Origin of the sequence: Paracidovorax oryzae ATCC 19882 (genome assembly GCF_000687165.1) — a bacterium.
GTDB classification, from domain to species: Bacteria; Pseudomonadota; Gammaproteobacteria; order Burkholderiales; family Burkholderiaceae_C; genus Paracidovorax; species Paracidovorax oryzae.
In genome coordinates this window covers 96,704-110,358 of record NZ_JMKU01000001.1, presented here as the reverse complement: position 1 = coordinate 110,358, position 13,655 = coordinate 96,704, and the positions used below count along the sequence as shown (strand labels likewise).

At 69.8% G+C, this 13,655-nt stretch carries 8 protein-coding genes; 1 reads left to right on the top strand and 7 read right to left on the bottom strand.

The annotated features are described in order from the left end of the window. Nucleotides 1-25: 25 nt before the first annotated feature. Nucleotides 26-790: an SDR family oxidoreductase gene (locus T336_RS0100475; RefSeq protein ID WP_026431101.1), complete on the top strand. Its 765-nt coding sequence runs from the start codon at nt 26-28 to the stop codon at nt 788-790. A gap of 100 nt (nt 791-890) precedes the next feature. Here the strand turns inward: T336_RS0100475 and T336_RS25810 are convergent, their stop codons facing one another. The 7 genes from T336_RS25810 to T336_RS0100445 form a co-directional block, all read right to left on the bottom strand. Then, nucleotides 891-1,100, bottom strand: a complete 210-nt coding sequence (locus T336_RS25810) for a hypothetical protein (protein WP_084151337.1) — start codon at nt 1,098-1,100, stop codon at nt 891-893. Between the two features lie 49 nt (nt 1,101-1,149). Beyond that, nucleotides 1,150-2,676, bottom strand: coding sequence for a glycogen synthase GlgA (gene glgA, locus T336_RS0100470; protein ID WP_026431100.1), 1,527 nt, complete (start codon nt 2,674-2,676; stop codon nt 1,150-1,152). Then, the gene (locus T336_RS0100465) at nt 2,673-7,661 is read right to left on the bottom strand and encodes a malto-oligosyltrehalose synthase (RefSeq protein WP_026431099.1); all 4,989 of its coding nucleotides are present in this window, start codon (nt 7,659-7,661) and stop codon (nt 2,673-2,675) included. Before T336_RS0100465 ends, glgA begins: the two co-directional genes overlap by 4 nt. Beyond that, nucleotides 7,658-9,481, bottom strand: coding sequence for a malto-oligosyltrehalose trehalohydrolase (gene treZ / locus T336_RS0100460; protein WP_026431098.1), 1,824 nt, complete (start codon nt 9,479-9,481; stop codon nt 7,658-7,660). The genes T336_RS0100465 and treZ overlap by 4 nt, the downstream gene beginning before the upstream one ends. After that, the gene (gene glgX / locus T336_RS0100455) at nt 9,478-11,607 is read right to left on the bottom strand and encodes a glycogen debranching protein GlgX (protein ID WP_244883841.1); all 2,130 of its coding nucleotides are present in this window, start codon (nt 11,605-11,607) and stop codon (nt 9,478-9,480) included. Before glgX ends, treZ begins: the two co-directional genes overlap by 4 nt. 23 nt (nt 11,608-11,630) lie before the next feature. After that, nucleotides 11,631-12,938: a glucose-1-phosphate adenylyltransferase gene (locus T336_RS0100450; protein WP_026431096.1), complete on the bottom strand. Its 1,308-nt coding sequence runs from the start codon at nt 12,936-12,938 to the stop codon at nt 11,631-11,633. Nucleotides 12,939-13,259: 321 nt separating this feature from the next. Beyond that, the gene (locus T336_RS0100445; protein WP_026431095.1) at nt 13,260-13,649 is read right to left on the bottom strand and encodes a response regulator; all 390 of its coding nucleotides are present in this window, start codon (nt 13,647-13,649) and stop codon (nt 13,260-13,262) included. Nucleotides 13,650-13,655 lie beyond the last annotated feature (6 nt).

Genomic DNA, 13,655 nt, shown 5'->3' with positions numbered 1-13,655 from the left:
TGCATCCAGCAAGAGGACGAGGACAATGAAGGTTTCGAACGGAACGCCGCGCATCGCGGTGGTGACGGGGGCCGGCTCGGGCATCGGCAAGGCGGCGGCGCTGGCCCTGCTGGGCGCCGGCTGGTCGGTGGTACTGGCCGGGCGCCGCGAAGCGCTGCTGCAAGCCGTGGTGGAAGAGGGCGGTGCGCCCGATCGCGCGTTGGCCGTGCCGACGGACGTGGCGGACCCGCAGGCCGTGGAGCAGCTGTTCGCGCAGGCCGTGGAGCGGTTCGGCCGCGTGGACCTGCTGTTCAACAACGCCGGGGTGGGCGCGCCTGCCGTGCCGCTGGAAGAGCTGCCGATCGATGAATGGAAGCGCGTGGTGGACATCAACCTGAACGGGATGTTCTATTGCCTGCGCGAGGCCTTCCGCGTGATGAAGTCGCAGAGCCCGCGTGGCGGCCGGATCATCAACAACGGTTCTATCTCGGCGCATGCCCCGAGGCCGAACTCCATTGCCTACACGGCCACCAAGCACGCGGTGATGGGGCTGACCAAGACCGCCTCGCTGGATGGGCGCAAGTACGACATTGCGGTGGGGCAGATCGACGTGGGCAATGCGGGCACGGAACTGGCGCAGCGCATGACGCAGGGCGTGCCCCAGGCCAACGGCCAGGTCGCGGCCGAGCCGCTGATGGACGTGGGCATCGTCGCCAAGTCGGTGCTCTACATGGCGGAGCTGCCGCTGGAGGCCAATGTCCTGTTCCACACGGTGATGGCCACCAAGATGCCCTTCGTGGGCAGGGGATGAACTGTCCCGCCTTGCGACGGGTGGCGGAGCCTGGCGCTTGCCCGGAACGGCAGGCTTGGAGCCCCGCCGGAATCGCCGGAACGGCGGGGCTTCAGCCTGCTCAGGCAGACGCCTGCGACGGGCTGCTTTGGGAAACAGGGCTGCCCATCATGGCGGCATGTGCGGGCCGGATGCGGGACCTTGCATCGGCGTAAGCCGCCGGGAGGGTGGACGACGTGTCGGCAGGCTCGGCCGATGCCGGCGCCACGGTGTCGCCGATGTCGTCACGCTCCTGATACGACGACAGGAAAGGCCAGGGTTTGCGGATCATGTCGGGCTCCTAGAGAACGCGGGGAGCGCCGGTGTTTGCCGGCGTGGCATCAGTATTCCGCCGCGGGCCGGGGCTCCCTGTAGGACAAGGCTGAGGCCGTTTGCGGGCGGGTTTCCGCACGGTTACGTGCGGCGCCATAGGCCTGGAGGTACGTCCGGGCCGAGGCGGTCCATCCGAAATCGCGTTGCATGCCGTTGCGCTGCAGGTGGCGCCAGGCGTCGGGGGCGGTTTTCCAGAGGTGCAGGGCGCGTCCGACGGCCTGGTCGAACGCGGCCTGGCTGGACCCGCGCAGGATGAAGCCCGTGCCGTTGCCCGCCGGGTCGTCGGCATCCACGACCGAATCGGCGAGGCCGCCGGTGGGCGTGACCACGGGTGGTGTGCCGTAGGCCTGGCTGTACATCTGGTTCAGGCCGCAGGGTTCGAAGCGGGACGGCATGAGGAAGCTGTCGCTGCCTGCCTCGATGGCGTGGGCGAGGCTTTCGTCGAAGCCCACGGTGACGTGCATGTGGCGGGGATGGCGCTTCGCCAGTGCGCGCAGGGCGCTTTCCAGTGCCGGGTCGCCGCTGCCCAGGATGGCGAGCTGCCCGCCCTGGCGCAACAGGCGTTCGGCGCCGCCGATCACCCAGTCGATGCCTTTTTGTTCGGTCATCCGGCCGACCAGGCCGAACAGCATGCGGTCATCGTCCTGCGCGAGTCCCAGCCTGCGGCGCAGTGCGGCCTTGCAGGCAGCCTTGCCCTCGAGGCGGTCGGCGGAGAAGTGCGCCGGGATCTGCGGATCCTGCGACGGATTCCACAGCGCAGTGTCGATGCCGTTGAGGATGCCCTGCAGCCGGTCCGCACGGGCGCGGAGCACGCCGTCCAGGCCGAAGCCGAGTTCGGACGTCTGGATCTCGCGTGCGTAGGTGGGGCTGACCGTGGTGATGGCGTCCGCGTACTGCAGGCCGGCCTTGAGCATGGAGAGCTGGCCCCAGAATTCGGCGCCCTCGATCCCCAGGTGCCTGTCCTCGATGCCGAGGCGCTGCGCCCAGTCCATGGGGAACACGCCCTGGAAAGCCAGGTTGTGCACCGTGACCATGCTGCGCGCCACGGTATCCCCCCGGGGGCCGGCCGCGTCGCGGAACTGCCGCAGGTAGAGCGGCGCCAGTGCGGTGGGCCAGTCGTTGGCGTGGACGATGTCCGCGGTCCAGCCGCAGGGCGATTGCGGGGTGCCGATGCGCGCGGCGACGTGGGCGAGCAGGCCGAAGCGCAGGGCGTTGTCCGGATGTTCCCCCTGCGCGCCGGCATAGGGCGATCCCGGGCGTGCGTAGAGCTGCGGGCACGAGAGCAGCAGCAGGGGTACCTCGTTTCTGCCGCGGTCCACGCGCAGCAGCTGAGCGGCGGGCCACGGGCCTTCGGCGGGCAGCGAATGCCAGCCCGTGATCTGCCCCTGCAGCGGCATGTCCGCGTAGGCTGGCATGAGCAGCACCACCTCATGGCCGAGGGCCGCGATGGCGGGGGGCAGTGCGGCGCTGACGTCGCCCAGGCCGCCGGTCTTGACCAGCGGGGCGCATTCCGATGTGGCGAAGAGAATCTTCATGCGCCGGATTCTCCGCCCACGAGCACCGCGAACGGCAGGCCGGGACGGTCCGGAAGCACTTCCCCGAGGATTTCCTCCACGCTCCATCCTTTGCCGGTGTCCGGGCCGATGCGCCGGCCCGTCATCCATTCCTGCCAGCCCTCTGCCTTGGCCAGCAAGGGGTGCACGGAGGCGACCGAGATCCGGGTGCCGCGCCACCCCGCAGCCGCCAGGCCGTAGAGCAGGCGCGCGCAGACCACCACGATGGCCCGGCCGTCCCGGATGCGCGCGAAGGCGAACGCGTGCTCGGCACCATGCCCTTCCAGCGTGAGCGGCAGGTAGGTGGACTGGCGGAACAGGTCGGGCAGGGCCTGCCGCAACTGCAGCAGGCGCCAGGTGACCAGCTGCTTGGCATCGGGGCCCGGCACCGGGGCCATGAGGCGCTCCCAGTCCGCAGGCGACGGATAGGCGCCCTGGCCGTAGAGCGCCTGTACCTGCTGCAGTGCCTGTGCCATGGCGCCGAAATCCACGGGGCGGCGGTTGTCCGGGTCCACGAGGCTGAAGTTCCACTGCTCGCAGCCCTGGTAGATGTCCGGCACGCCGGGCACTGTCAGCTTGAGCGCGAGCTGGCAGAGGCTGTTGCGGAAGCCATAGGGCGCGATGGACTGCACGAACCTCTCCAGCTCGCGCACGAAGCGTTCGGTCGAGAGCGCGCCGTCGATGTAGCGCGCCACTGCACCTTCATAGGCCTCGTCCGGGAACAGCCAGTTGGTCTGCTGCTTGGCCTCGCGCATGGCCTTGACCATGTACTGCTGGATGCGTTCGCGCAGTTCCTGGCGCTCCTGCGGCTCGGTGGCGTGGGTGGGCCAGATGCCGACCAGCGCCTGGTAGAGGGCCCAGAGGTCGTGCGGCCGCGGGGCCTGGACGCCGTCCACCTCGGTGGTGAAGCGCTCGCCCAGCTCGCGCATCTGCAGGGCGGTGTCTTCCCACAGCGCGGGGATTTCCGAGAGCACGTTGAGCCGGGCCCGGAGGTCTTCGGAACGCTTGCTGTCGTGCGTGGATGTGGCGAGCAGGTTGTGCGGGCGATGGCGGGCACGCTGCAGGTTGGCCTGGTGGAAGGCCGCGCAGGTGAGGCCGAAGCGCCGCGGCTCGGAGCCGACGTCGTTCAGGGAAACCAGGCGCACGTAGCGGTAGAAGACAGTGTCTTCCACGGACTTGGCCATGACCGGGGCCGTGAACTGCTGCCAGCGGCGGATGAAACGCGCGCGCAGGGGCGGGGCCGCGCCGTCGTCGCCGAGCAGGACGCTTTCGAGATAGGCCAGCACGCCGCCCTCGCTGGTGCCCATGCGCCGCCGCGCGGCTGCGATGGCCCAGGCGACGTGGCGCCGGTCGGTGTCGCTGGGAGGCGTGCCGTCGGGCACGAGGTAGGTGCGGTACACGGGGAAGACCGCCGCCACTTCCGTCAGTGCGATGCGCAACTGGTTGCGCGTGAAATCGACGGTGCGCCGGTCCGCCTGCGCGATGCGGTAGAGCGTGTCGGCCAGCCATCCCAGGTCGCTGTAGAGCGAGGTCTCGATGATGTGCTTCTTGCACTCGTACACCGCTTCCTCGAAATCCTTGGTATCGCCGGTGAAGCTGGTATAGGCGTCGTCGAAGGCGGCCTGCGATGCGGAGTCCACGAAGAGGCCGTTGACCAGGCTGCTGAAACGGTAGCCCGTGGCGCCGTGCACGGGCCAGTCGGCCGGCAGGGGTTCGTGGTCCGCCAGGATCTTTTCCACCACGAGGTAGAGCGCCGTGGGCTCGCGTCCGGCGGCGCGGGCGAGGGCCGCATGGCGCCGCTGCAGGCGGTCGAAGTACTGTGCGGGATCGGCCAGGCCGTCCGGGTGGTCGATGCGCAGGCCGGTGATGCGGCCCTCCGCCAGCCAGCGGAAGATGCAGGCGTGCGCGGCCTCGAACACGGAGGTTTCCTCCATGCGCAGCGCGGCCAGGGAGTTCACGTCGAAGAACCGGCGGTAGTTGATGTCGTCGCCGGCCACGCGCCAGTCCGCCAGGCGGTAGGGCTGCTCGCGCAGCAGGCCGTCCAGCGCGTCGAAGCTGCCGGCCTCTCCCTTGCGGCCGTTCCAGTGGGCCAGGCAGGCGGCAATCCACTGCCGCAGCCACGCATGTGCGCCGGCCAGCTCCGCGAGGCGCCGCTGGTGGAGGGGCGCATCGCGCAGGCGCATGGCGCGCTCGCCTTCATCGTGGGTATCGCGGTCGGGCAGGCGGCCGAAGGCATCGATGAGGGAGTGCGCCTGCAGCGCGCTGTCGCCATCGGCTTCCCCGGGGACCGGTGCAGGCACGGCCCCGAAGATGCGGGCGTAGTGCCGTGGATCGACCGGCAGCCGGTGGTCCCAGTAGCACACGAGGAATCGGCCGCCCTGTGCATCGAAATCCAGGCGCAGTTCGCCGGCCTCCAGCACATGGCCGTACTGGCCGCCGAGCATGGGCAGCAGCACGCGACCCTGCAGGCTCGCGGTGGCGGGTTCCCACTCGATGTCGAAAAAGCCCGCATGGGCGGCGGACCGCCCGTGTTCCATGACGTCGTCCCACCAGGGGTTGGGGGCGTCGATCACGCCCATGTGGTTGGGCACGATGTCCAGCAGCTGGCCGAGGCCGTGCGCCCGCAGGGCATCGCACAGCGCGGCATGGCTGGTTTCGTCGCCGATTTCCGGGTTCAGCTGCGTGGGATCGACCACGTTGTAGCCGTGCGTGCTGCCGGGGGCGGCCTTGAGGTAGGGAGAGCTGTAGAGATGGCTGATGCCCAGCGCGTGCAGGTAGGGCACGGCGGCAGTCATGTCCGCGAAGGTGTTGTCCTTGTGGAACTGCACTCGGTAGGTCGAGAGCGGTACATCCGCGGTGTCGAGCGCGGGCAGTTCCTCCATGGGAGCCTGCATGGCGGGGCGTCCCCGGTGCTCGCGCATGGCCGAGGCCACGGCTGCGAAGCAGGGGTGCGTGGCCAGCCGGTCCAGCGGCACAGCGAGGCGCCGGCGCCAGTTAGGCTGCATGTCCTCGGTGGAGCCGGGCACGTTGACCTGTTCGAGCTGTGCGATCGCATCCTCGATCTGCACCGCCGCGAGCCAGCAGGGGGTGCGCGCGAGGTAGGCATGCACCGCGGCCGTGAACTCCTGCGTGGCTTCGGGCACGGACTGGGCATCCACCGTGGCGCCGGGAGGCAGCAGGCCTTCTTCCTGCAGCGCCATCAGCAGCCGGACACGGTCCTGCGCACGCTCGATCAGGCTGCGCGCGTGGGCTTCCGAATCCGGCAGCCAGCCCAGGCGCTTCTGCACCTCGATGTCTTCGCCAGACCAGTATCCGCGCAGCGTGGGCAGGTCGTGCGTGCTCACCACGGCCAGGGCCTGCGCCGGCCACTGTGCGGGCGGCCGGAAGGCGCCGCCATCCATGCGTTCGAAGATCAGGGGGCGGTAGGACAGGACGGTGCGCTGCGCCATGGCCTCGCGCATCTGCGGCGCCACGTTGCCCAGGTCTTCGCCGATCACCAGGCACTGGTGGCGATGGCTTTCGACGGCCAGGACCGCGAGCAGCGGCTGCAGCGGATAGGCGACGTAGGTGCCTGCGCCGCCGTGGGTCCAGAAAAGGCGCATGAGCGCCATCACATGGTCCATGCGCAGCGCCCCGGCGGGGTGCATGACGGCATGCAGCAGGCGGCGCACGGGCATGAAGCGGGCCGCGGCCAGCGCGACGGGGTTGAGCGGCGGCAGGCCCCAGTCCTGGCCCTGGGTGTTCAGCGGATCGGGCGGCGCCCCGACGTTCATGCCGCGTGCATACAGCTTCTGCAGGGTCCAGGTTTCCGAGCCGCCGTCGCTCGCGCCGACGGCCAGGTCGCAGTACAGGCCGAGCGGCATGAGGGCGCGGGCGCGCTCGCCCGCCTGCCCGAGCTGCAGGTGGGCGGTCCACTGCAGCCACATGTGGTAGGCCACGGCTTCCGCATGGTCCTTGGCGAAGGCCTGCGCGGCCGGGCCCTGGGGATCCTGCAGTTCCTCGGGCCAGGCGGGCCAGCCCCAGGTGCCGGGCGATGTGCGCACGAGGTGGCGCTGGATGGCTTCGAACAGCGCATGGGGCGCCAGCGTGGCGGCATGCTCCTTCACGAAGGACTGGAATGCGATGCCGCGCGGGCTCAACGATTCCCAGTCGCCCTGGCGGAACTCGTCCCACAGCAGGGCGAGCATTTCCTCCTTGGCGGCGGCGACCTCGGCATACTGCACCGTTTCCGCGGCGCGCAGGGCCTGCAGCCGCTGCTGGAACACGCCGTCGGCGTGGAGCGACTGCGCGGCGCTGCTGCGCAGGAACTCCGGCATCGCGGTCACGTCGATGAACAGCGGGTTCAGCGCGAGGCGGCTGGACGGGCTGTAGGGGCTGGCCAGGTCCGGACGGTCCATGCGCAGGGCGTGCAGGGGGCTCAGGCCGACGAAGGCAGCGCCCTGGGCGGCGGCGGTGGCCACCAGGTCGCAGAGATCGGAGAAGTCGCCGATGCCCCAGTTGCGGTCCGAGCGCAGCGAGTACAGCTGGACGCTCAGGCCCCACCAGCGTTCCCCGTGGCGCAGCGGCTCGGGTGACCAGCAGCGCGCGGGTGCGACGATGACGAAGCGCTCTTCCTGCGTTCCGGGCCCGACGAGGCGGTAGTAGCCCGCGCGCAGCGTGGCCGGCAGCCGCGCGACCGGGCCCTGGCCGTCGCAGACGGTTTCCTCGGCTTCGACTTCGCTGGTGACCAGCCGCCAGGAGGCGGCGGCATGCCATTCGATCTCGGCTGGCTGGCCTTCCTCCACCACGATGGGCGCCGGCAGCGCACCGGCGTCGGTATGCGATCCCATGGCCGACAGGGCGCGCTCGAGAACCTCCGGCGGCACGTCGCGGTGTTCACCCCAGAAACTGGCGTACTGGAGCGCGATGCCTGCCCGGCGGGCGCGTTCGTGCAGGCCGTCGTGGCCCTCGTGGTGGTGGCCGTTCATGCCGGCACCTCCTGCAGCATCCACCGCGCGGACCACGGCGCCCAGGCGCCACCGCCTTCCCAGCGGTGCTGGAAGACCGGCGTGCCGGGCGCGCTGGCCGGCTGCCCGAGGCCCTCGACCACGGCTTCCGTGCCCAGGTTCATTTGCATCACGAGGCGTGCTCCATCGTCATAGTCCCATTCCACCTGCAGCCCGGCCGGTCCCACGCGGCGCGCCGTGTGCGTTCCGGAACGCAGCCGGGACAGGCGCGGAGCGATCCATTGCCGGCGCGCGGCGAGGGCATTGCGGACCAGCGCGAGCCGCTCCTGTCCTGCGGGGCCTTCGGCCTGCCGCCATTCGAGGCGGCTGCGTTCGAGGGTGGCGGCGTCGCAGGGATCGGGCAGCTCCCTGCCGGAGCCGGCTTCGAGCCGGAATTCGCGCTGGCGCCCCTGGCGCACCGCCTCGCGGAGCTCGCCCGTCCAGTCGGCGAAGTACAGGAAGGGTGTTTCGGCGCCGAATTCGTCGCCCATGAACACCAGCGGCGTGGCGGGCGTGAGCAGCGCGGACAACAGCGCCAGTTCGGCCGCGGGCTGCGGCACGAGGTGCGAGAGCCGCTCGCCGAAGGCGCGGTTGCCGATCTGGTCGTGGTTGCCGCAGAAGTTCACCATCGTGGCCAGGGGCTGGGGCGCGGCCGGTGTCCGTGCCAGGCGCCGGCCGTCGTCGTCGCGGTGCGACGGCGCGAAGACATAGCCACCCGCGAAGCTGTGCGCGAGTCCGTCGAGCGGCGCATGGGCGTAGTCGGCGTAGTAACCCTGGCGCTCCCCGGTGAGGGCGACATGCAGGGCATGGTGGAAGTCGTCGTTCCACTGCGCGTCGTAGCGCGTGGGTTCGGGCCGGGAGGCCAGGCGCTGGCTTTCGTTCTTCTCGTTCTCGAGGACGAGGTGGACGTGCCGGCCCGCCGTGGCCTGCCGCACGCGCTGCGCGAGGTCTTCGAGCACGTGGGGGGAACCATCGTCCATGATGGCATGGACGGCATCCAGGCGCAGGCCGTCGATGCGGAATTCCCGCACCCAGTAGAGCGCATTCTGGATGAAGAACTCGCGCACCGGACCGCTGTCCTCGCCGTCGAAATTGATGGCTGCGCCCCAGGGGCTGTGGTGGGTTTCCGAGAAGAAGGCCGGGGCGTAGCTGCCCAGGTAATTGCCGTCCGGGCCGAAGTGGTTGTACACGACATCCAGGAACACCATCAGGCCGAGCGCATGGGCCCGGTCGATGAAGCGCTTCATGTCGTCCGGCGTGCCGTAGGCCGGGTGCGGCGCGAACGGCAGCACGCCGTCATAACCCCAGCCGTGGCGCCCGCCGAAGGTGGCCACGGGCATGAGTTCGACGGCGGTGAAGCCCTGCTCCGCCAGCCAGGGCAGCCGCTCCATGGCGGCTGCGAACGTGCCCTCGGGCGTGAAGGTGCCCACGTGCAATTCATAGAGCACGGTTTCGTTCCATGGCCGGCCTGTCCAGTCCTCGGTCTTCCAGTCGAAGGCGGCCGGGTCGGTCACGCGGCTCGGGCCGTGCGGACCGTCGGGATTGCTGCGCGATGCCGGATCGGGCACCAGCGGGCCATCGTCCGCCTGCCATTGGTAGAGCGTGTCCGGGCCGGCTTCGCGCACGGTGGCCTGCCAGAAACCGTCCGCATCCCGGCGGGCCGCCACCTGCGCGGGCTCCGTGCCGGGGGCGATGCGGTGGTGGAGGGTGAGCCGCGAAGCGGCGGGTGCCCAGAGGGTGAAGTGGACGCCGCCTTCAGGCAGGAGGCGGGCGCCGATCGGCATGTCGTGCTGGTGCTTCATGGAGTGGGATCGCCGGAAGCGCCCAGTGCGGTGAGAATCGCCATGGCATGTCCCGGCAGCACGTATTGGTCTCCGGAAGCCACTGGCGCGGCATCGGCGGGTGGCACGTCGGCGGTGCGGGTGTCCACGCGCACGGTCCAGGAGCGGGCCTGCTCCTCCTGCGGGAGGGTGAAGGTCGCGTCTTCGCCGGTCGCGTTGAAGAGGACGAGGGCCGCGCAGCCACCGGCATCCGCCTCCATCAGGGCGGCGACGCAGCGCGATTGCGGGTCGTCCCATTCCTCTGCCGTCATGGGCAGGCCCCAGACGCTGTGCCAGTGCACGCCCACGCAATCGGCCCGGCCGCCGTCGGCGACCGCGGTGCGCAGGGCCGGCAACTCGGTGCGCAGGGCGATCAGGGCCGCGGTGAAGCGGCGCTGGGCGTCGTTGCGGCCGGCGTGCTCCCAGTCGTACCAGGACAGGGGGCCGTCCTGGCAGTAGCCGTTGTTGTTGCCCTGCTGGGTGCGGGCATGCTCGTCGCCGCCCAGGAGCAGCGGCGTGCCGTGCGATACGAACAGCGTGGCGAGGAAGTTGCGCATCTGGCGCTCGCGCAGGGCGAGGATGGCGGGATCCTCGGTCGGGCCTTCGGCGCCGCAGTTCCAGCTGCGGTTGTGGTTTTCGCCGTCACGGCTGTCTTCCTGGTTGGCCTCGTTGTGCTTTTCGTTGTAGCTGACGAGGTCGGCCAGGGTGAAGCCGTCGTGCACGGTGACGATGTTGATGCTGTCGGTCGCGGGGCGGCGGCGGGCCTCCAGGATGTCGGCGCTGCCGCAGAGGCAGGCGGCGAACGCGGGCAGGCTGCCGTCGGTGCCGCGCCAGTAGTCACGCACCACATCGCGGTAGCGGCCGTTCCACTCCATCCAGCCGTCGGGGAAACCGCCCACCTGGTAGCCGTCGGGGCCCAGGTCCCAGGGCTCGGCGATGAGCTTGACGCGCGAGAGCACGGGATCCTGCGCCACCGCCGCGAAGAAGGCCGCGCGGTGGGTGAAGGCGCCAGAAACGTCGCGTCCCAGCGAGCAGGCCAGGTCGAAGCGGAAGCCGTCCACGTGCATCTCCGTGACCCAGTAGCGCAGGCTGTCCATGACGAGGCGCAGGGCAGCGGGGCTGCTCGTGTCCACCGTGTTGCCCGTACCGGTGTAGTCCACGTAGAAGCGCGGATCCTCCGGCGAGAGGCGGTAGTAGGCGGCGTTGTCGATGCCCTTGAGGCTGAGCGTGGGGCCCAGGTGGTTGCCTTCAGCCGTGTGGTTGTACACCACGTCCAGGATCACCTCGATGCCGGCGGCATGCAGGGCCTTGACCATGGCCTTGAATTCGTCCGTGCCGCCGTCGCCGCGGCTGGCGGCGTAGCGGGGTTCGGGCGCGAGGAAGGCGATGGTGTTGTAGCCCCAGTAGTTGGCCAGGCCCGCATCCACGAGCCGCTTGTCGTCCACGAAGGCCTGCACGGGCAGCAGTTCCACGCTGGTCACGCCCAGGTCTTTCAGGTAGGCGACGGCGGCTTCCGATCCCAGACCGGCATACGTGCCGCGCAGGGCTTCCGGAACGCCGGACAGCGTCTGTGTGAAGCCCTTGACGTGCATCTCGTAGAAGACGGTCTTGGAGGGCGGGACGCGGGGCGGGGCGTCGTCGCCCCAGTCGAAGCGCGAGCGCACCACGATGGCCTTGGGGGCGGTGGCGCCGTTGTCCACGCCGCTGATGGCATGGTCCTCGTCCTCGTGGCCGAGTTCGTAGCCGAACTGGTCGTCGGCACCGAGCACGGGTCGGTCGAGCGCGCGGGCGTACGGATCGATGAGCAGCTTGGCGGGATTGAAGCGCTGCCCCTGCGCGGGAGCGTAGGGCCCGTGGACGCGCAGGCCATAGCGCTGGCCCGGCTTGAGTCCCTTGACATGCCCATGCCACGTGCCGGCGGTGAAGGCCGGCAGGGCGATGCGCTGCGTCTCGTTCTCGCCATCCGCGAAGAGGCAGACCTCCACGCGTTCCGCGCCCGGCGCGTGCACGGCAAAGTTCACGCCGTTGCGGTCGGCCGTGGCGCCGAGCGGCAACGGCCGGCCCGCCTCGGCGACATGCCGGGTGGCGCGTGGGCGGCGGGAGGTCATGTGTGGAGCAGCGTCGCCTGCCTTCATGCGGCCACCTTCAGGCCGGATCCCTCGGATGCCGACGCCACGGAGGGGCGCGCCCGCCCGATGCTGGGGGTGGTGGATTGCAGGCCCTGCGGCTTGAAGAACTGGCGGGGCACGACGACGATGCCGCTCTCGGTCACGTGGAAGCGCTTGCGGTCCGCTTCCAGGTCGAAGCCGATGCGTTCGTGCGCAGGGATGTCGTTGTCCTGGTCGATGATGGCACGGCGCACCTGCGCGCCGCGGCCGATGCGCGAGCGCTCCATGACGATGCAGTGTTCCAGGCGGGCATCGCGCTCGACGACGACGGAGCGGCGCAGCATGGCGTTGTCCAGGGAGGCGCCGTCCACGATGCTGCCCGAGCCCACCACGGAGCGGTGGATGACGCCGTTCTCGATCTGGGCCGACTCGGCCTGGTCCGGGCTGGCGTAGATGGGCCAGTGGCGGTTGGTCATGCGAAAGCGGGGCGTTGCGCCCAGCGTGTCGAAATGCGCCTGGTAGTAGGCATCGATGGTGCCCACGTCGCGCCAGTAGCCGTGCTCTTCATAGGGCTCGGTGCCGGGAATGGTGTTGGTGTCGAAGTCGTAGGCCATGAGGCGGTGGGACTTGAGCATGGCCGGCAGGATGTGCTTGCCGAAATCGCTGTGGCCGGTTTCATGTGCTTCGCGCAGGGCATCCAGCAGGATGTCGGCATTGAAGAGGTAGTTGCCCATGGAGGCGAGGGCGTGCGTCGAGCTGCCCGGCATCGGGCGCGGCGGCGTCTGCGGCTTTTCGACGAAATCGACGATGCGGTGGTTGTCGTCCGTCTCGACGATGCCGAACTGGTTGCAGTCGGCCAGTTTCACCGGCAGCGTGGCCACGCTGACGTGGGCGTCGTTCTTCACGTGGAAGTCGATCATCTGGCGCACATCCATGCGGTAGATATGGTCCGCGCCGAAGACGGCGACGATGTCCGGCTTGAACGACTCGATCAGGTGGATGTTCTGGTAGACCGAATCGGCCGTGCCCTGGAACCACTCCGGGCCGTTGCGCATCTGCGGCGGCACCACCGTCACGAAGTGCTGGGGGATGAAGCGCGTCATCGTCCAGGACTGGCGGATGTGCTCGATCAGTGACTGCGACTTGTACTGCACCAGCAGGTAGATCGAGTAGATCTCGGAGTTGACGAGGTTCGAGAGCACGAAATCGACGATGCGGTGCTTGCCGTTGAAGGGCACGGCCGGCTTGCAGCGCTCTGCCGTGAGCGGGTGCAGGCGCGAGCCTTCGCCGCCGGCCATGACGATGGCGAGAACGTTCTTGGTGCTGGACATGGTGGGACTCCCGAAGGATCAAACGTGGAAGGGCGCGGAAACGGGGGATGCTGCTGCCGGACCGCTGCCGTCCACGCACGGCCGCGCGCGCCGGTCGGGGCGTCGCGCAGGCAGGGCTGGGAGGATGGATTGCGTCATGGCAGGAGGGCTCCCCGCCATGTTCTGTTGCGCCGCAACAAAAGGTTGCAGGAAGTTCCTACGACGCGCTGTCAGTGGCCACCTACGTGCAGATGGGCGGGCACGGGCGTGGCATGCCGGCGTGGGTGCGGACGGACGCCGGCGGCCGGAGCGGTGGGCCGGAAAAGCCTGCGGGAAGCGGCGTCAGGTGCCGCCGGGCTGGCGCAGGCTGGCGAGCGAGCGCTCGATGAGTGCGTCGAAGGTGTCGAAATCCAGCGGCTTGCCGAGCACGTGGTCGAAACCGCCCAGGGCTGCGCGCTCGGCTGCGCTCAGGCCGGTGATCCCGATGGCGATGCACGCGGGAAGCCCGGCGGCGGCGGCAATGTCCTTCAGCCGTGGCACCAGTTCCGCACCGAGCATGTCCGGCAGGTGCTGGTCCACCAGCAGCAGGGACGCGGGCTGCGCCTGCGTCAGCGCGATCGCCTGCGCACCGTTGAGCGCCACCCGCACGCGGTGGCCGTTGAGTTCCAGCAGGTCACTCAGCAGCTCGGCCGCTTCGTGGTTGTCGTCAACGATGAGAATGTCTGCGTGCATGAAGTG

Bases quoted from the DNA above. Each gene is read 5' to 3' on its own strand.
- T336_RS0100465 (WP_026431099.1), bottom strand. From the start codon at position 7,661: ATGAACGGCCACCACCACGAGGGCCACGACGGCCTGCACGAACGCGCC.
- T336_RS25810 (WP_084151337.1), bottom strand. From the start codon at position 1,100: ATGATCCGCAAACCCTGGCCTTTCCTGTCGTCGTATCAGGAGCGTGAC.
- glgX (WP_244883841.1), bottom strand. From the start codon at position 11,607: ATGACCTCCCGCCGCCCACGCGCCACCCGGCATGTCGCCGAGGCGGGC.
- treZ (WP_026431098.1), bottom strand. From the start codon at position 9,481: ATGAAGCACCAGCACGACATGCCGATCGGCGCCCGCCTCCTGCCTGAA.
- glgA (WP_026431100.1), bottom strand. From the start codon at position 2,676: ATGAAGATTCTCTTCGCCACATCGGAATGCGCCCCGCTGGTCAAGACC.
- T336_RS0100450 (WP_026431096.1), bottom strand. From the start codon at position 12,938: ATGTCCAGCACCAAGAACGTTCTCGCCATCGTCATGGCCGGCGGCGAA.
- T336_RS0100475 (WP_026431101.1), top strand. From the start codon at position 26: ATGAAGGTTTCGAACGGAACGCCGCGCATCGCGGTGGTGACGGGGGCC.
- T336_RS0100445 (WP_026431095.1), bottom strand. From the start codon at position 13,649: ATGCACGCAGACATTCTCATCGTTGACGACAACCACGAAGCGGCCGAG.